We start from the raw sequence: 18,007 nt of genomic DNA on the forward strand, positions 1-18,007 counted from the left end.
ATAGGAATAATTTTTGAGAGACTATCCATGACAGCCACCACACCCACCAATAAAATCAGAAATCTGCTGCTGGCAGTGACGGCAGTTATCCTTAGTGTAGCGATTTTCTTCGGGTTTCAAACCACCGCTAGTTCTGTATCTTTGGAAGCGCAAGCGGAAAAAGCGACACCTTTCGATCTTGCCCTCAGCAATGGTAAACCCACCCTGACAGAATTTTATGCTAATTGGTGTACCAGTTGTCAGGCGATGGCCGCTGAAATTGCCGAAATTAAAAAACAATACGGTAATGCCATTAATTTTGTTATGCTCAACGTTGATAATAATAAATGGTTGCCGGAAATTCTCCGTTATCGTGTGGATGGGATTCCCCATTTTGTCTTTTTAAATAACCAAGGACAACCGGTTGCCCAAGCGATCGGAGAACAACCAAAATCAATTTTAACTGCTAATCTAGAGGCACTTTTAACTAATTCTACCCTACCCTATGCCACCACTACGGGACAGACTTCTGATTTTAATGTCCTTGCGGGTGCTAGTCAAACCGATCCCCGCAGTCACGGCAGTCAAGTTAAGCAGTAATCAGTAATCAGTTATCAGTTATCAGTTATCAGTTATCAGTTATCAGTGGAAAGCTTATGGCTGAAAGCTATAATTCAAGAGTTAACTATCAATAGGTAAGTACCTAAGCAAAATTAATTACACATATCTAACCACCTCTTGCCTTTTGCCTATCTTTTCTAGGAAATTTATTTTACACGACTACTTACATTTCATTGACTGAATTATTTTAACTATGGCGATTATTGTTCAACATTTGACCACGGGTAACGAATATATATTTCTAGGAGTTAGTGGGGGTGAAAGTAAGAGTATTTTGCCCACCAAAATGTTAGGAGATTTCTTTGCAACGGAGGCTCCGGATAAACCTCGAACGGTGACGGTTTGTGACGATCAAGGCCGCCTACTTTGGTTTCCTGTCACAGAAATGATTGTCGTGGAGGTAGATGGTCAAAAACCCGAAGAATTATTACCGGAAATTATCGCTCCTGAACCAGTTCCTTTACAATTGGATAAAGAGAATCAAACTCAGTCCCCAGAAAATCAAGAAAACATCGATGAATTTGCCGAAGATGACGATTGGATCTAGAATTAAATACCTAATTTTAGCGGGAATAATTGCCCTATTTACTATTGGCTTTAACTCCCTCTATTCGGGTTCTCAAAACTCGATCGCTTCTTTTCCTGTTGCCGAAGTTCAAACCCAATATCTTAACGATTGGACACCGCAATTAGAGGCAGAATTTCAACAAAGGGCCAAGCAGGCTATTAACTATTTTGCTAATCGGGAAAGTTATGGCAATTTGTGGGGAGAAAACGAGAAAAAATCCTATCCTATGGCCATGTTTGATTTCTTGGCAGGAAACCGGCAAAAAGCCCTAGATTTCCTGCAGCAGGATGACCCACAAAAACGGGAACAGGCCCACACTGATTATATAGATTATTATTTTTGTTTTACCCTGAAAGGACAAATTAGAAAATATTTTCTTCTCGGAAAGTATCTAGATCCAGTTTATCGTCAGAGAATGTATAATGCGGCAAAAATTTGGACAGAAACCGACCCTTTACAACAGCCCCATCCTATCCATGGTACTGGCCAAGGAACGGGTAATGATTGGAGTATGAAAAGACGGGGTTTATGGGTAGATAGTCGCAATACTGATAACCTACGAGCAATGCGCGAAACATCGGTTTATCTGATGGCCGAAGAAACAGGAAATGAGGCAACTCGTCAACTGTATAAAAGTAAAATTAAGCGCTATGTTTCAGCTTTATATAACATCGGTATGGGAGAATGGGATTCAGAAGTTTATCACGGTCACACCTTTGCTTCCTATCTTAATCTCTACGATTTCGCTCAAGATACGGAAGTTAAACAATGGGCAAAAATGGCCTTAGATTGGTTATCCATGGCCGCTAGTGTTAAATATTATCGCGGTGGTTGGGGTGGCCCTGTAAAACGTGATTATGGTGATGGCCACGGCGTAATGCGATCACACGCAGGCCGCGCTTTTTGGTTATACTTTGGTGATACTCCTGTCGCCAATAATCGCCCGGAATTGGACTCTCTTTATCTAATTACCAGTCGTTATCGTCCTCCTTTAGCAGTGATGGAATTAGCCCGAAAAAACTTTAATAAACCGGTAGAAATTCTCGCCAGTAAACCCCTATATGAAAACTGGAAACCGGGCAATAATCAAAGTCCGGGTTATTGGGAAACTCAATTTATCGGGGCTAGTTATCAAATGGGTAGTCTGGCGGGAACTTTCCCCGATGGTGATGTAGCCCCGTTTAAATTAATGGCCTTTAATCAACACAAAGGGGTGGATTTTTTTGTGGCTAACACTGGCAACAATGGCGTAAAACCGGGCAAAAATCCCGGGGATGAAATCGGACAATATCGCAATCTTTTAATCTGGTTACGACCGGCAGATCAAGCTTTTTTCTGGCAATTACCGAAAACCGCCAAGGTAGAAAAAGATGATAATATCTGGTTTATTCAATTAGAAAAAACTTGGTTAGCCCTAAGATTAATAAATCTTTCTTCTCCTGAAAGGATCGAGATTCCTAATTCCCCTTATCCCGATGATAATACCTACCAAGCTTTACCCACAGGTAACAATTATGCGGGTTTTGCTCTGGAAGTGGGGGAAGCGGCAACCCAGGGTAGTTATGAGAATTTCAAGAGCATATTTAAGCAAAAAAGTCAAGTAAATTTAACTCAAATTAAGCAAGGCAGGGTTTTATTTAAAGGCAGTCAAGGGCAGAGTTTACAATTTACCTATAATCAAATCAATCTACTGCCGATGTTAATTCGTAACGGTCAAAAGCACGATTGGTCAAAAAATTTCGCCCTTTATAACAGTTTAAGTCGAGATAACTCTCCCGTTTCTTTGGGATGGAAAAAGGGCAAATTAACCGTCAAAGCAGGGAAATATCAATTTTCTAATGCTTTGATTCTGTCTTCTCCTTAAGTTAGATATTCTCGACTATTTATTCAGCAGACCCTAGTTATGAGGAGAGGCAAAAGGCAAAAGGCAAAAGGCAAAAGGCAAAAGGCAGCTTTGTTCTCCCCACACCCCACACCCCACACCCTGTCCCCACGAAAAACTTTTTCGGCAGACCCTATTTATGGGGATTGATCAGACCATTTGCGCTTGATTTAAGAATTCTTGCAATTCTTCTCCTTCGATTACTTCCGTGGTCAAAAGATTAGCAGTAATCGACTCTAATAAATTGCGGTTGTGACTAAGAATTGCTAGGGCTTTTTGGTAACTAGCGTCGATAATTTGTTTAACTTCTTCATCGATCGCTTTGGCCGTATTTTCCCCGATCGAACGGCGGGGACTACCCTGATTATTACCTAAAAAATTAGCCTGTCCTGTTTTATCGTAGGCTAGGGGTCCCAGGGATTTACTCATACCATACATTGTCACCATTCTTTCAGCAATATCCGTCGCCCTTTGTAAATCATCGGAAGCGCCATTAGTCACACTGCCAAAGATTAATTCTTCGGCTGCCCGACCGCCCAATAACATAGTAATTTGTTCCTTAAATTCGGTTTCTGTCATCAAAAAACGGTCTTCCGTGGGAATTTTCAGGGTATAACCCAAAGCGGATAAACCCCGGGGAACGATGGAAATTTTCTCCACCCGACCACCTCCCGGCATTACAGCACCGACTAAAGCATGGCCAACCTCGTGATAAGCGACGATTTTCTTTTCTTTTTCCGATAAAACCCGACTTTTCTTTTCTAAGCCAGCGATAACTCTTTCTATCGCCTCTTTAAAATCAATTTGACTGACTTTTTCCCGATTATTACGGGCAGCCAAAAGAGCGGCCTCATTGACGAGGTTGGCTAAATCGGCACCGGCAAAACCGGGGGTTTGGGTGGCGATCGCTTTGAGATTAACATCTTCACCCATCTGGACTCGTTGGGCGTATATTTGCAAAATTGCCAATCGTCCCGCTAAATCGGGACGATCCACCAGAACTTGGCGATCAAAGCGCCCCGGACGCAATAAAGCGGCATCAAGAGTCTCTGGGCGATTGGTGGCGGCTAAAACGATGACAACGGCTTCTTTGGGGCTAAAACCGTCCATTTCTGTCAAAAGTTGGTTTAAAGTCTGCTCTCGCTCATCATTACTGCCGCTAGTTCCCGATCCCGAACTTCTCGATTTACCGATTGCGTCCAATTCATCAATAAAAATGATGCTAGGGGCATTTTTCTTCGCTTGGGCAAATAGATCCCGCACCCGGGCCGCCCCAGTGCCGACAAATAATTCCACAAATTCCGAGGCCGAAATGCTAAAAAAAGTCACTCCCGCTTCTCCTGCGACCGCTTTTGCTAAGAGGGTTTTTCCCGTCCCCGGCGGTCCGACTAAGAGAACACCTTTAGGAATACGCGCCCCGATTTTATTAAAGCGCTCGGCATCCTTGAGAAATTCGACGATTTCCTTTAACTCGGTTTTTGCTTCCTCAGCCCCGGCCACATCACTGAAGGTAATCGGATATTTTTCGCCGTCTCCGTAAACTTTAGCGAGATTTTTGTTAAAAAGCAGCGATTTACGCGTGTCATCGTTGCGATAGAACAGAAACTGCATAGCGGCGACTAAAATTAAGGGAGGAACCACCCAAGCGAGGAGAGTGCTGATCCAACTGTTTTCGGCCACGGGAATCGCCTCGAAGATTACGCCTTTTTGCTGTAATAGTTGGGGTAATTGGGGGTTATCGACTGGAATCGTGGACAAGACTCGTCCGGGGGCTGGATTACTGCTCGGTTTGCCCGCCAGAGAACTAGAATCACCGTGAAGGGGATTACTTGATTCTGGGGGATTAACGCGGGGATTACCCGGAATAGGCAGGGATTCTAAAGGATTTTTTAATTGATAATAGATAACTTGATTGCCAATTCTGACCCTACTGATGTCGCCCCGTTCCACTTTATTGATAAATTCGCTGTAGGGTTCGAGGGGAATATTGGATAATTCTGAGGGACGAGGGATAAGAAAATAGCCTAAAGCGGCAACACCAGAACAAATGATCAGGATTTTGCCTAACAGAGGCAAACGCGACCAGGAAAATTGATTATCTTCTTGATTAGCCATAATTTTTAGGGCAGGTGAGAGTGAAAATGCAAAGTTTATACTAACAATTCCCTGTCTCGATCGCCTTACCGATGGGATAGGATAGAGGATGGAATACTTGGTAGCGAGCGAGCGACAAACGAGAGAAATCCCATGAATTTAGTTAGCTTAGAGAACTTTCTCGATAACACTTCTTTTTTAGTCCTGTTTTTAACCATGCTGGTTTATTGGGCCGGGGCAGCCTTTCCTAGCATACCTTTGTTGCCCAGCCTGGGCAGCACGGGAGTGGCCATCGCTAACCTCTGTATCGCCGCTTTATTGGGGGCGCGCTGGTTAGAAGCGGGTTATTTCCCCATTAGCAATCTTTACGAATCTTTATTCTTTCTCGCTTGGGGTGTAACTGCGGTTCATTTAATTGCTGAGTACACTAGCCGCAGTCGCCTGGTGGGGGTGGTGACGACTCCTGTAGCCATGGGGATTACTGCTTTTGCCACTTTGTCCTTACCAGGAGAAATGCAAACTTCGGCGCCCTTGGTTCCGGCTTTAAAATCGAATTGGTTGATGATGCACGTTAGCGTCATGATGTTAAGTTATGCTGCTTTGATGGTGGGTTCCCTGATGGCGATCGCTTTTCTGATCGTCACTAGAGGTCAAAATATTGAGTTAAAAGGCAGTTCCGTGGGTACGGGGGGCTATCGTCTCCAAAATAAGTTATCTACCACTCTTTCCGCGCCAGTTTTCATGGAAACGGCTAACAGTGGCACAACCGCCCTTTTAACTCCCACCTTAACAGCGATGGCGACTCTTTCGCCCCAACGTCTTAGCTTGGCGGAAACCCTCGATAATATCAGTTATCGGGTCATCGGTCTCGGTTTTCCCCTTCTCACTATCGGTATCATCGCCGGGGCAGTTTGGGCGAATGAAGCTTGGGGTTCCTATTGGAGTTGGGATCCGAAAGAAACTTGGGCGCTAATCACTTGGTTAGTGTTTGCCGCTTATCTCCATGCCCGCATTACCCGGGGATGGCAGGGAAGAAAACCGGCTATTCTAGCGGCGAGTGGTTTTGTTGTGGTTTGGGTATGTTATTTAGGGGTGAATCTTTTAGGTAAAGGTCTTCATTCCTACGGTTGGTTTTTCTAAATCAGTTATAGGGGGGCAAACCTGCCCCTCCTGACTTGAAAGAGGGTGTAGGAATTATAAATTATGAATTATGAATTATGAATTATGAATTGGGGTGTGGGGTGTGGGGAGTTTTCTCAGTGAACTGATAACTGATAACTGATAACTGATAACTGATAACTGTCTCCTAACCCCACCAAGAAACTTTTTCAGTAAACCATAAATAATTACAACTTTTCAAAAATTATAAAAAATGATCGAGCAGAAAACTACTATTAAAAATCTGGCTTTAATTGCCGGTGTGCATGGCAATGAACTAACTCCCGCTTATTTGGTTAAATACCTGCAAAACTCAGCTAATCTCCTGGCCCGCAGCAGTTTTCAATCCCACACTCTCATCGCCAATCCCTTAGCCCTAAAGCAACGGGTTAGATATGTCGATACGGATTTAAATCGTTGTTTTAACCGAGCAGATTTAGCCAATCCTAATTATCAGCAACATGAGCAACTAATAGCGAAAGATATATATCAGCAAATCCGAGAAAAATCCATTGATTTATTAATCGATATTCACAGCACCACATCTAACATGATGCTGGCGATTATTTATTCTAACCCCCATCCTTGGCTATTAAAACTCTTTACCTATCTGACTAAAATTAATCCTGATGTGCGCTTAATTTATCATCCCGTCAGCGAGGAAGAAAATCATTTTCTAAAAGGAATTTGTCCCCTAGCTTTTACCCTCGAAATCGGTCCGGTTAACCATGGTGTCATCTGTCCCTATCTTTTTCGTCAAACCGAAACACTCATCTATCAAATCCTAGACTACATCGAACAGGAAAATTATCTCGCTGCCCATCTCGATACTTTCAGCGAATCCCTAACAGTTTACCAACGTTTAGGCTCGATCGATTATCCTAGGAATGAACAGGGTGAAATTAAAGCCATGTTACATCCTCGGATTCTCCAACGAGATTATCAGGCAATTCAACCCAATCAACCGATTTTTCTAGGATTTGATGGCCAGGAAATTATCTATCGTGGGGAATCTGAATTATATCCTATCTTTGTTGGAGAATCTTCCTATAAAGAAAAAGGAATCGCCCTTTGTTGGACGGCCAAAAAACAAATCGATATTAATTAGTGCCAGACAGTAGTTTTCCTGACAAAAAAACGGTCTAAATAAGGGAAAAGCCACTATGACCTTTACTTCTGATTCTCTTTTAGCTGAACGTTACCAACTGCAACAACGCCTAGGCAATACCGCTATCGGTCGTCAAACTTGGTTAGCTATCGATGTATTATCCCAAGAATCGGTAATTATTAAACTCCTCGCTTTTAGTCCCCAGATGGAGTGGGAAGAATTAAAATTATTTGAACGAGAGGCAGCCGTCTTAGCTTCTCTCTATCATCCCCGTATTCCCCGCTATCGCGATTATTTTTCCCTCGATAAAAATCAAGGTGACGGGACTCCTTGGTTTGTACTTGTACAAGATTATATACCGGGAGAATCTCTAAGCGATCGCTTAGAAAGGGGGCAACGTTTCACCCCTACGGTAATTCGGAATATTGCCCAAGAAGTTCTCGAAATTCTCATCTATTTGCACGAATTATCGCCCCCAGTATTACATCGAGATATTAAACCGAGTAATTTAATTATTGACCTGGAAAATAACGTTTATTTAGTGGATTTTGGCGCAGTCCAGTCCAGGGGTGCAGTAACAGGAGTTACTTTTACCGTGGTGGGGACGAGTGGTTATGCACCCCTAGAACAATTTTGGGGCCGAGCAGTTCCGGGTTCTGATTTATATGCCTTGGGTATGACTTTAATTCATTTATTGACGGGAATTGTGCCGATAGAATTGCCCCACCGCGACTCTAAAATTCAATTTCGCCAACTGGTGACAATCGATGATGATTTAATCGATTGGTTAGAAACTATGACCGATATGGCAGTAGAAAAGCGGTTTAAAAGTGCCAGAGAAGCCCTGAAATTTCTCCAACATCCCTCCTATCGTCAAGTATCAAGTTTAATCGATCCTAAGAAATTACCAAAACCTCCCCACAGTTCCATCCGCATCGCTAAACATAGGGATAATTTAGAGATTAATTTACCCCCCAAAATTAAGCTACCTTCTGATGCGCCTACCCTCTGGTCTTTGGCGATTGTCCTTACTGTCACTGTCTTTATCTCCCCGATTCTTACCTTTATTATAGCTCTGATTAGTTTTATTTGTTTGCGGGAGATGCAATTAATTCTTACCCCCCAAGAAGTTTTAATTAAGTATAAAGTCTTCAATTTTATCTACAAAAAATTTGCTTTTAAAACTCAAGATTTATGGGGTATTTTTCTCCATAGCAATGGCACAGAAGGTAACTATCAGATTCGTCTGCGGACGGCTAAAAATTATTATCTTATCGGTCAGAATCTCCGCGAGGATGAATGTCTCTGGTTAGGACAGGAAATCCAAGATTGGTTAAATTTTATCAAATATAACGTTTCTCATCAAGAGGAAGTGTAACCTGACAGGGTATTATCAACCGTCTCCCCAAAACGAAAACCTTGTACCTCATCTCAAGAAATCTTGGGAATTAGTCGGTAGGCATTTTCCCTTTTTTAACCTTAATCTTGCAGAGATTACCCTATCTTGATAGAATAATAACTGATTTACATTTTCTTGGATACAGGACGGCAATTATTAAATCGGATTAGGAATTACAAAAAATCGGCCATGAAATGTTAGTTATTAGTGGAGAATAAAAATGATATCTGAAATTTACCAAAAAGTCAGCTTGTTAGTTTTGTATCAAGGGGTTTTTGATAATGCTATTGGCCAGGCATTTATTACCCTATTATCTACGGATAATATCGCCGATTTTCTAAAAGCCTATGGTCAATGGTTTCAAGCTTTAGCATCTAAAAATATTAGTTGGAATGATTTTCTAGTCGAACAAATTTTATTAGATGACAATCCCTTTAGTCAACAGGTACAGAAAAAAAGTGTTTGGGAGTTACCCGAATCTTTAATTAATGGCGTGAAACAGGATTTATCTATCCTCCAATCTCTCTATAATTCTAGCATTTATAGCCTCAGCAATTCGACAATTTTTGAACGAATTAAATTTCTCAGTTTCCCCGCTTGGGAAGTGGACAATAAATTAGAAAGTTTTCTACATTCCGGTTTAGATTGGACGGAATTAGTCGAAGATCTAGCCGATTATTATCGCGAATGTGGTACAGGAATTTTTGCCCGTTATCAAGCTTTAAGGTGGCAAGAAAACCGATTACAAGGGATTACTCATCCCGATCCCGTGCAGATTCAAGAAATAGTCGGTTATGAAATGCCCAAGGAAACCTTGATTAAAAACACTGAGTTTTTATTAGCAGGTTATCCCGCTTTAAATGTCCTACTCTATGGCAGTCGTGGTTCGGGAAAATCCTCTCTAGTCAAGGGATTATTGCAAAAATACCATAGTCAAGGATTACGCTTAATTGAAGTGGCCAGATCCCAATTAAAAGACCTACCATTAATTATTGAAATCTTGCGAGATTTGCCCCAAAAATTTATTATCTTTGTCGATGATTTATCCTTTGAAGAGGACGATGAAGCTTTTAAAGCTTTAAAGGTTGTTTTAGAGGGAAGCATCACCGCTAGACCGAAAAATGTCGTAGTTTATGCCACTTCTAATCGCCGACATTTAGTCAGAGAATTTTTCGCCGATCGACCACAACCAAAAGATGGGGATGAAGTGCATAATTGGGACACAGTACAAGAAAAATTATCCTTTAGTGATCGCTTTGGTTTAACCCTAACTTTTGAACCCGCTAATCAAGAAAAGTATTTGAAAATAGTGCGTCATTTAGCCAGTGTAGCTAAATTAAAAATTAGCTTAGAAGACCTAGAATTTCGTGCCAAACAATGGGCAACCCAACATAATGGGCGATCGGGAAGAACTGCCAGACAATTTATTGATTTTCTCCAAGGAGAATTAGAATTAAATAGGTAGCATTAATTGTGTTATGATTAAATAAAAGAATATCTAATCTGTAAAAATGTTGACTCAATCTCCTCCCGAAATTCTCAGCTTAGAAGAATATCGCAACCTAGAAACTAGCGCAGAAACTAAACACGAATATCACGACGGGGAAATTATCGAGATGACAGGGGGAAGCATCAATCATAATAGTATTCTCATTAATCTTATTGTCCTGCTAAAATTAGCTTTAAGAGGAACTAATTATCGTCTTCAATCTAGTGATCTACGTCTATGGATACCCCAATATAATCGCGGTTTATACCCAGATTTAATGATCATTGCCGGGGAACCATTATTGAGTGATAATCGCAACGATGAAATTTTAAATCCCTGCCTAATTATCGAAGTTTTATCCCCTTCCACCTCCGGTTATGATCGGGGTGATAAATTTCGTTATTATCGTTCTATACCCCAATTAAACCAATATCTTCTCGTCAGTCAAGGGGAGATACTAATAGAATCCTATAGCAAAACATCAGAGAATAATTGGTTACTGCAAGAATACACCCCAGCTAGGGGAATTATATCCCTAGATTCTTTAGGAATTAGCTTAAATCTTGCCGATATTTACGAAGGAATTGATTTTAGTCTCAACTCCTAACTTTAGCTATCTTTTAAGAAGACGTACTAAAAACAATTTTACCATCTTTTACCGCTACTAAACGCAAAGTTAAGGGGCCAGCAGTATTAGTTTTACTAGCGGCAACTGCCTCAAGTGTCTCGATAGAATTACCCGACTTTTTCACTTGACCAATAAAGTTAACTACGGTAGTTAATAAACCATCTTCCACTTGAATTGATCCTAAAACTCCCGCACTTCTAGCGCGAAATTGAGCCGAAGCTAAGAGTAAATCTAAACGCTTTTGTAGGTCTTCTTCTGTCATATTTTGGGGATCAATGGAAACGGCAGCGATGACCTGTTTCTCCTCAAAAACTCTTTGATTGGGAACCACATCAGCAAAGACACGAATCTCGGTTTCTCCTAAGACATAATTACCTGCTGAAAGGATTCTCACCACATATTCTTTACCGTCCTGTAATTGTTGACTTAACTGTTCTACCTGTGCTTTTGTGATCTTAACTAAACGCTGGTCAAAATTAGGCTGATTCGGTTGGGTGGCACGGATAGCATTTATATTCGCTTCTCGCAATAACTTATCAATAACAGCGACAATAGCTTGGGGATCAACAATACGAAAAGCTCCAAAAGATAGCACCTGTCCCCGGAAAATAGCGATTTGTTTTTCCCGCAATTCTTGATAGGTTTGATAGTATTGTTCTAAAACTTCCACTTCCCGCTTAAGAAAAGCCATTTGGGTTTCTAAATCTTTTAATTTTCCCTCGCGCTGTTCCAAAGCTAAATTTTTATCCACAATCGATTGATCGAGTTCTCCAATGCGTTGATCGCGGCGATCAATTTCTAGCTGTAGGGTTTTTTGTTGGGTTTCCAACTGTTGAAGTCGCGCTTGTCTGGCTGTTAATAACTTTTGTTGATTAGCTAACTCTTTATCTCTAACTTTAACGGTGGTTTGTAGTTGATTGATCTGACTAGAAAGAATTGATTTTTGTTGGGACAATTGCTCCCGTTGACTGATTAACTGTGCCTTTTGATTAGTTAAAATAACTCGTTCATTATTTAAATTAGCCACTTCCTTACGAAACTTTTCCAACTGTCCCGAAACTAACCGCAAACGTTGACGAGAAGCTTGATAATTTTTGTTAAGAACCTCTAGACGTTTCTGCACGGCTATCTGTTCACTTTTAGCCGTTTTTAACGCTTTTTCCACCTGATTTTTTTGTTCGGTGGTTTTTCTTACCTGACTTTCCAAATCCTTAATAGCGGCACGACGTTCATTTAACAGGCGATCCAGTTCAAAAACTCCTTGACGCAGGGATTTACTAGAAGCAAACAAGACAATTAAAGTGGAACCGGCGATCAAAATTCCCGTTACAATCGTCATCAAAGTTGCGGTTTGTTTCGGACGCAGATTAAATAAACGCATCCTTTTCTTACCGATACGGCTACCTATGCGATCGCCAATCACCGCTATCAGACCACCTAAAACCACGATGGCCAAAACCAAAATATAAGCGCTAGTCATCCAGAATTTAAGTAAATTGTTGACTGAGAGCGACGGGATTATGGACGGTAATTTTCTTCTTGTAAATTGAGACCATTTCTTGATCCCGCAGCTCCCCCAATAAACGGGTGACAGTGACGCGGGTAGAACCGATCGCCTCTGCGATCGCTTGGTGAGACAATTTTAGATCCACCCGGATGCCATCGGTGGTGGGAACCCCAAAATCACGACAGAGAATCAATAAAAAACTGACCAAACGTGAACCCATATCCCGGTGAGCCAAAGTTTCGATCATCATTTCCGTTTGCAGAATCCGCGAGGACAACCCCTGCAACATCAACATTGATAAATCGGGATTATTGCGGAGGGACCTTTCTACCTGATCGATCGGGGCCGAGAGTAATTCTACCGGAGTAAAAGCCACAGCATGATAAAAACGATCCGATCGCTGACCAGTGAGTAAGGATAGCACACCAAAGACGCTATTTTCCCGCAGTAGAGCCACGGTAATTTCCTCTCCCGCTTCATAGACTCGCGACAACTTAACGGCTCCTTTCAGCAAAAAATAGACTCTTTCGGCGGGATCTCCCGGGAAAAAGATCGTTTTGCCACGCTCGAACAACTCCACCACCGGGGGGAAATTGCCGCTGCCGATTCGACGGAACACATCTGCTAGGGGTTTATCTTGTATTAATGATAAGTCCATCTCACATCCAAAAAAGGGGAAAATTGTTTTTATTATCCAACGAGTGTCACCTCTATTAAACACAACCGCTCCCTAAACTGGGAAAAGTTTTGGGCGCTTTTTGCCAGACAATGGGGGAGGGGTGATCATTGCTGCCCCGTTATCTGTATCCCTATTATACCGAATCTCGCTGGGGTCGGCTATTGGGGAGATTTTTGTAAGAGAAACGAGAACTATGTTAGATTTAACGGGAAAAAACGCCCTAGTGACGGGAATTGCCAATAATCGCTCGATCGCTTGGGGAATTGCCCAACAACTCCATCAAGCTGGTGCGAATATCGGTGTCACCTATCTCCCCGACGAAAAGGGCCGTTTTGAGAAAAAAGTGCGAGAATTGGCCGATGAACTTAATCCCGCTTTTTATGTCCCCTGCGATGTCCAAAATGACCAACAGGTAGAAGATACTTTCGCTACAGTGGCGGAAAAATGGGGCAAACTGGATATTTTGATTCACTGTCTCGCTTTTGCCGATAAAGAGGGTTTAACGGGCGATTTTACCGCCATCCCTCGGGAAGCTTTCACTAAATCCCTAGATATTAGCACTTTTTCCCTAACCCGTCTAGCTCGATCGGCTAAACCTTTAATGACGGAAGGGGGAAGTATTATTACTCTTACCTATCTCGGTGGTGTCAAGGTAATTCCTAACTATAATTTAATGGGGGTGGCAAAGGCCGGTTTAGAAATGAGTGTTCGCTATTTAGCCGCGGAATTAGGTGGCCAAAAGATACGAGTTAATGGTATTTCTGCCGGTCCAATTCGCACCTTAGCATCTTCGGCCGTGGGGGGAATTCTTGATATGATCCATCATGTGGAAGAAATCGCCCCTTTACATCGCACGGTGACACAAATTGAGGTGGGAAATACGGCCGCTTTTTTAGCCAGTGATCTTTCTAGTGGTATTACCGGTCAGATTATTTATGTAGATTCCGGTTACGAAATTATGGGAATGTAGTTTTATTCAGTTATTAGTTATTAGTTATTAGTTATTAGTGTCACGGGGTTCTGAAGGGGGATTTTTGACTGCTTTGGGGTTAATTGTGATCGGTCTGAAGGTTCGTTTAATTTTTTAACAATTTATTCCCTATTTTCAAACAATTTCTCAATGATGCTTTTCATTTTTGCATTGGTGAAGGGATTGGGGAAGATTCGGCGAATCTCAGGATAGGCGATTAAAATGCGTCTTAGCCTATTATTTGTGTTAATCTCATCTTTACAGACCAAAACCCTAAATCGTCTAAGAAGACAATGGCCGCCAATTCTCGGAATAAATCGCCCGTTTTTCTCGGCTGTTCTGGCAGAATCGCTATTTTTTGCCTCTTGATGCTATTATCGGCGGCAATAGGCTGGTTAATCGGAAAACAGTGGGTTAAACACAGCAATCAACCCGAAACCGTTAAACCAGTTTTTGCCACGGAGGAAAATAATTTTAATTCTGCCACGGATCGGGCATGGCAACGGAAAGCCGAGATAAGAAAGCGCCGTCTAGAGTTGGGAATTGATGGTCAGTTTTTTAAAAATCTCGTCAATGAATTGTTTAGCCTCCGCTATGGGGAGATCAAAGAGGAAAAACAGAAACAGGAACAAAGAGATATTCTAGCAGCAGAAATACTCGATCGCTTAGAACGTCTCGATTTTGGCACTAGAGAAGCATTAGGTAGTTACAACGAGCAACAGCGACAAAAATGGCGAGAACAAGTAAATCAGTTACGCTTAAGCGGTAGAGTCCTCAATTTACTCACTGATACTCTTTTTTTTCAGCTATTTCCCGAATTGACAGAAAGACCAAGTTTTGATACAAGCCTAGGGCAACTGTGGAGTGGCTTGGCCTGGAATCAGTTACAATCTTTACAGTCTGGCCTATCTTACCAAGCGATCGAAAGTTTAGACGCGGGGGCAGAGGAAGTTATCGAGGCAATTCTCAGCCAGGGACAAGGAAAAGCCTATGCAATAAAATTGCGTTCCAGTGATCGGTTAAACTTAAATTTAGAGGCGGAAGGCCAAGTTTTACTATCTTTCTACTCTCCCACGGGTAATATTACCCTTTTAGATAAGTCTAGCGATCGGCAATGGTCCGGTCAATTATCCGAAGAGGGATTTTATGAATTAGTTGTTCTCCCCCAGTCTTCTACCCCCGTCCACTTTCGCTTACAGTTAAAAGTAAGTCAATGACTTTAACCGTCAGGAGACAGGATACAGGAGACAGGAGACAGTCGGCAGCTTTTTTCTCCCCAACCCCCCATCTCCCCACACCCCACACCCTACACCCTACACCCCACACCCTACACCCCACTTCCCCAACCCCTAATCCGCTTTTTTACTTTTTCCCATGTCTTTAACTTTCCAGGCTGTTATCGCTAAATTAAATGAATTTTGGGCTGATCGCGGTTGTTTAGTTGCTCAACCCTATGATACCGAAAAAGGTGCAGGAACCATGAGTCCCCACACTTTTTTAAGGGCAATTGGACCGGAACCTTGGGCCGTTGCCTATGTGGAACCCTGTCGTCGTCCTACGGATGGCCGTTATGGCGAAAATCCCAATCGTTTTCAGCATTACTATCAATATCAAGTCCTAATTAAACCCTCTCCCGATAATATTCAGGAAATCTATTTAGACTCCCTGCGGGTGTTAGGAATTAACCCGGAAGATCACGATATTCGCTTCGTGGAAGATAACTGGGAATCTCCCACCCTCGGTGCTTGGGGTGTGGGTTGGGAAGTGTGGTTAGATGGTATGGAAATCACCCAGTTTACCTACTTTCAACAGTGTGGGGGCATCGATTGTCGTCCCGTGGCAATCGAAATTACCTATGGTTTAGAAAGATTGGCCATGTATCTGCAAGATGTAGAGGCAATTAATAAAATTCAATGGAATGAAAATATCCTCTACGGTGATATTTTTCTACAAAATGAAATCGAACAATGTACCTACAATTTTGAGGCTTCTAATCCTGAGTTATTATTTAGTTTATTCAGTTTATACGAACAGGAAGCTAAACAATTAATCGATCGTTCTCTGGTGATTCCCAGTCTAGATTATGTTCTCAAATGTTCCCATACTTTTAATTTACTCGATGCTAGAGGTGTGATTGCTGTAGCTGAAAGAACCCGTTATATCGGCAGAATTCGCAATTTAGCTCGACAGGTTGCTCAATTGTATTTACAGCAACGAGAAGCTTTAGGTTTTCCCCTACAAACGGTTTAGCAATCAGTTATTCTAGCCGTCATCATTTTCAGTAATCAGTAATCAGTTACCAGTTATCAAATGCGAGTTTTCAGTTCACTGTTTACTGTTCACTGATAAAATCTCCCCAACCTCAAACCAGCAACTTTAAACCTCATAAGTCCAAGAACTAATATATTAAGTTTTGCAAACAGAGGCAATATTTCGGGAATCTAACCCAGTTATAACTGTATATAATAGATGACACTATATCTAGCCAGTAATTTACCTCAAAAGCTCCTTTTCTCAGAGGTAATTCCTTACCTTGACTAGCCTATTAGTGCCATGAAAAAGACTAAACTTTTTAAGTTCTAATTTTTTAGATAAGGAGTTACTTTGCTGACACCATCGCTACCCCAAAATGATCCTGATCCAGTCAAAAGACAAGATCTATTAAGACGACAAAAACAAGTGTACGTTTATGATTCCGTTAATGGTATCACCCTCGTCAAAGATTTACCTACCCACGAAAACTTTTCTATTTCCTATCAAGTAATGCGGGGTAAAGGTTTCAGTGCTTTAATTGCCAATGGAGTCGCCACAAGGGTAGAAAATATCTTTGATCCCTTCGACAAATTAGAAGATTACGAAGAACTTTTTCCCATCCTTCCCCAACCCACAAGCATTAAAACTTGGCAATCTAACACAGGTTTTGCCTACCAAAGATTAGCGGGAGCAAATCCCATGGTAATTCGCGGGATTAGCAGCTTACCAAATAATTTCCCCGTCAGCGATACTATCTTCCAAAAAGCCATGGGACCGGATAAAACCATTGCCTCGGAAGCCGCTAAGGGTAACTTATTTCTAGCAGATTATGCACCCCTAAACAACCTAACTTTAGGCAGTTATCAACGGGGGATGAAAGCTGTGACAGCACCTCTTGTCCTTTTCTGTTGGCGTGCTAGAGGTTTACGCGGTCAAGGGGGATTAGTACCAGTTGCCATTCAATTGTATCAAGATCCGACCCAACCTAATCAGCGCATCTATACTTCCGACGCGGATGTAAACGGGGATACAGAATTACAAGCTTGGGCGCGAAAATTGATGTCACCTGAAGGTGGAGGCATCAAAAAATTAGTTTCTGACGGACAATTAGACACTTTAGCCAAATTAATCGAAGTTGTCACCCAGATAATTTTTGTGGCCGGACCACAACACGCGGCGGTTAATTATCCTCAATACGATTATCTCGCCTTTTGCCCGAATATTCCCCTAGCGGGTTATCAATCCCCTCCCAAAGCAGCTGAAGAGGTGGATATAGATTATATTCTCCGTCTTTTGCCGCCCCAGGCCCAGGCCGCTTATCAATTGGAAATTATGCAGACTTTAACAGCTTTTCAATTTAACCGTTTTGGTTATCCATCCCGAAGTGCTTTCCCAGATCAACGCACTTACCCGATTTTGGCGGTTTTCCAAGCTAAATTAAAAGCGATCGAAAATGAGATTGATCGGCGCAATATAACCCGATTTACGCCTTATATTTTCCTGAAACCCTCTCGCATCCCCAATAGTATCAATATTTAGGGTCTGCTGAAAAAGTTTTTTGTGGGGGCAGGGTGTGGGGTGTGGGCTTCGGCCGTGAGCTCAGCGTTCGACCGAGCTCACGCCGAGGTCCGAACGGGTGTGGGGTGTAGGGTTTTACCCATTTTCAGACGGT

Annotated in this window: 15 protein-coding genes; 12 read left to right on the forward strand and 3 right to left on the reverse strand. The window is 42.1% G+C overall.

The genetic code is table 11. From position 1 onward, the window contains the following. Nucleotides 1-27 precede the first annotated feature (27 nt). The 3 genes from IM462_RS01630 to IM462_RS01640 all read left to right on the forward strand — a co-directional run bounded on the left by IM462_RS01630 (nucleotide 28) and on the right by IM462_RS01640 (nucleotide 3,032). Nucleotides 28-579 carry a thioredoxin family protein gene (locus IM462_RS01630; RefSeq protein ID WP_287701332.1) on the forward strand — a complete coding sequence of 184 codons (552 nt, stop codon included), beginning with the start codon at nucleotides 28-30 and terminating at the stop codon, nucleotides 577-579. Nucleotides 580-793: 214 nt separating this feature from the next. Beyond that, a complete protein-coding gene (locus IM462_RS01635; protein WP_287701334.1) occupies nucleotides 794-1,147 on the forward strand; it encodes a hypothetical protein in 354 nt (117 codons plus the stop codon). After that, nucleotides 1,116-3,032: a hypothetical protein gene (locus IM462_RS01640; RefSeq protein WP_287701336.1), complete on the forward strand. Its 1,917-nt coding sequence runs from the start codon at nucleotides 1,116-1,118 to the stop codon at nucleotides 3,030-3,032. The genes IM462_RS01635 and IM462_RS01640 overlap by 32 nt, the downstream gene beginning before the upstream one ends. Before the next feature lie 168 nt (nucleotides 3,033-3,200). Here IM462_RS01640 and ftsH read toward each other — a convergent pair whose 3' ends face one another. Further along, nucleotides 3,201-5,165 (reverse strand): ATP-dependent zinc metalloprotease FtsH, encoded by a 1,965-nt coding sequence (gene ftsH, locus IM462_RS01645; RefSeq protein WP_287701337.1) that lies wholly within the window; start codon nucleotides 5,163-5,165, stop codon nucleotides 3,201-3,203. 132 nt (nucleotides 5,166-5,297) lie between these two features. Between ftsH and ccsB the strand changes: the two genes are divergently transcribed. The 5 genes from ccsB to IM462_RS01670 all read left to right on the forward strand — a co-directional run bounded on the left by ccsB (nucleotide 5,298) and on the right by IM462_RS01670 (nucleotide 10,905). Beyond that, the gene (gene ccsB / locus IM462_RS01650; RefSeq protein ID WP_287701339.1) at nucleotides 5,298-6,284 is read left to right on the forward strand and encodes a c-type cytochrome biogenesis protein CcsB; all 987 of its coding nucleotides are present in this window, start codon (nucleotides 5,298-5,300) and stop codon (nucleotides 6,282-6,284) included. Between the two features lie 232 nt (nucleotides 6,285-6,516). Further along, the gene (locus tag IM462_RS01655; protein WP_287701341.1) at nucleotides 6,517-7,410 is read left to right on the forward strand and encodes an aspartoacylase; all 894 of its coding nucleotides are present in this window, start codon (nucleotides 6,517-6,519) and stop codon (nucleotides 7,408-7,410) included. A 55-nt stretch (nucleotides 7,411-7,465) separates the two neighbouring features. Then, nucleotides 7,466-8,788: a serine/threonine protein kinase gene (locus tag IM462_RS01660; protein ID WP_287701343.1), complete on the forward strand. Its 1,323-nt coding sequence runs from the start codon at nucleotides 7,466-7,468 to the stop codon at nucleotides 8,786-8,788. Between the two features lie 241 nt (nucleotides 8,789-9,029). After that, complete coding sequence (locus IM462_RS01665) at nucleotides 9,030-10,274, forward strand: ATP-binding protein (RefSeq protein ID WP_104398036.1); 1,245 nt, start codon at nucleotides 9,030-9,032, stop codon at nucleotides 10,272-10,274. A 46-nt stretch (nucleotides 10,275-10,320) separates the two neighbouring features. Next, complete coding sequence (locus IM462_RS01670) at nucleotides 10,321-10,905, forward strand: Uma2 family endonuclease (RefSeq protein WP_287701346.1); 585 nt, start codon at nucleotides 10,321-10,323, stop codon at nucleotides 10,903-10,905. Nucleotides 10,906-10,918: 13 nt separating this feature from the next. Here the strand turns inward: IM462_RS01670 and IM462_RS01675 are convergent, their stop codons facing one another. Continuing rightward, complete coding sequence (locus IM462_RS01675) at nucleotides 10,919-12,406, reverse strand: DUF3084 domain-containing protein (RefSeq protein ID WP_287701348.1); 1,488 nt, start codon at nucleotides 12,404-12,406, stop codon at nucleotides 10,919-10,921. A gap of 7 nt (nucleotides 12,407-12,413) precedes the next feature. Next, entirely contained in the window at nucleotides 12,414-13,091 is a 678-nt protein-coding gene (gene ntcA, locus IM462_RS01680; RefSeq protein ID WP_002793163.1) for a global nitrogen regulator NtcA, read from the reverse strand. 214 nt (nucleotides 13,092-13,305) lie between these two features. Here ntcA and fabI point away from each other — a divergent pair, with 214 nt between their 5' ends. The 4 genes from fabI (at nucleotide 13,306) to IM462_RS01700 (ending at nucleotide 17,874) form a co-directional block, all read left to right on the forward strand. Continuing rightward, entirely contained in the window at nucleotides 13,306-14,082 is a 777-nt protein-coding gene (gene fabI, locus IM462_RS01685; RefSeq protein ID WP_002740281.1) for an enoyl-ACP reductase FabI, read from the forward strand. A 293-nt stretch (nucleotides 14,083-14,375) separates the two neighbouring features. After that, nucleotides 14,376-15,299, forward strand: a complete 924-nt coding sequence (locus tag IM462_RS01690; RefSeq protein ID WP_287701350.1) for a serine/threonine protein kinase — start codon at nucleotides 14,376-14,378, stop codon at nucleotides 15,297-15,299. 157 nt (nucleotides 15,300-15,456) lie between these two features. Beyond that, entirely contained in the window at nucleotides 15,457-16,332 is an 876-nt protein-coding gene (gene glyQ / locus IM462_RS01695; protein WP_004162850.1) for a glycine--tRNA ligase subunit alpha, read from the forward strand. A 354-nt stretch (nucleotides 16,333-16,686) separates the two neighbouring features. Further along, a complete protein-coding gene (locus IM462_RS01700; RefSeq protein ID WP_287701352.1) occupies nucleotides 16,687-17,874 on the forward strand; it encodes a lipoxygenase family protein in 1,188 nt (395 codons plus the stop codon). Nucleotides 17,875-18,007 lie beyond the last annotated feature (133 nt).

Source organism: Microcystis sp. M144S2, from assembly GCF_020246065.1.
Taxonomy (GTDB): domain Bacteria; phylum Cyanobacteriota; class Cyanobacteriia; order Cyanobacteriales; family Microcystaceae; genus Microcystis; species Microcystis ichthyoblabe_A.

Bases quoted from the DNA above. Each gene is read 5' to 3' on its own strand.
- ntcA (WP_002793163.1), bottom strand. From the start codon at position 13,091: ATGGACTTATCATTAATACAAGATAAACCCCTAGCAGATGTGTTCCGT.
- IM462_RS01660 (WP_287701343.1), top strand. From the start codon at position 7,466: ATGACCTTTACTTCTGATTCTCTTTTAGCTGAACGTTACCAACTGCAA.
- ftsH (WP_287701337.1), bottom strand. From the start codon at position 5,165: ATGGCTAATCAAGAAGATAATCAATTTTCCTGGTCGCGTTTGCCTCTG.
- ccsB (WP_287701339.1), top strand. From the start codon at position 5,298: ATGAATTTAGTTAGCTTAGAGAACTTTCTCGATAACACTTCTTTTTTA.
- IM462_RS01630 (WP_287701332.1), top strand. From the start codon at position 28: ATGACAGCCACCACACCCACCAATAAAATCAGAAATCTGCTGCTGGCA.
- IM462_RS01640 (WP_287701336.1), top strand. From the start codon at position 1,116: ATGAATTTGCCGAAGATGACGATTGGATCTAGAATTAAATACCTAATT.
- IM462_RS01655 (WP_287701341.1), top strand. From the start codon at position 6,517: ATGATCGAGCAGAAAACTACTATTAAAAATCTGGCTTTAATTGCCGGT.
- IM462_RS01635 (WP_287701334.1), top strand. From the start codon at position 794: ATGGCGATTATTGTTCAACATTTGACCACGGGTAACGAATATATATTT.
- glyQ (WP_004162850.1), top strand. From the start codon at position 15,457: ATGTCTTTAACTTTCCAGGCTGTTATCGCTAAATTAAATGAATTTTGG.
- IM462_RS01690 (WP_287701350.1), top strand. From the start codon at position 14,376: ATGGCCGCCAATTCTCGGAATAAATCGCCCGTTTTTCTCGGCTGTTCT.
- fabI (WP_002740281.1), top strand. From the start codon at position 13,306: ATGTTAGATTTAACGGGAAAAAACGCCCTAGTGACGGGAATTGCCAAT.
- IM462_RS01665 (WP_104398036.1), top strand. From the start codon at position 9,030: ATGATATCTGAAATTTACCAAAAAGTCAGCTTGTTAGTTTTGTATCAA.
- IM462_RS01670 (WP_287701346.1), top strand. From the start codon at position 10,321: ATGTTGACTCAATCTCCTCCCGAAATTCTCAGCTTAGAAGAATATCGC.
- IM462_RS01675 (WP_287701348.1), bottom strand. From the start codon at position 12,406: ATGACTAGCGCTTATATTTTGGTTTTGGCCATCGTGGTTTTAGGTGGT.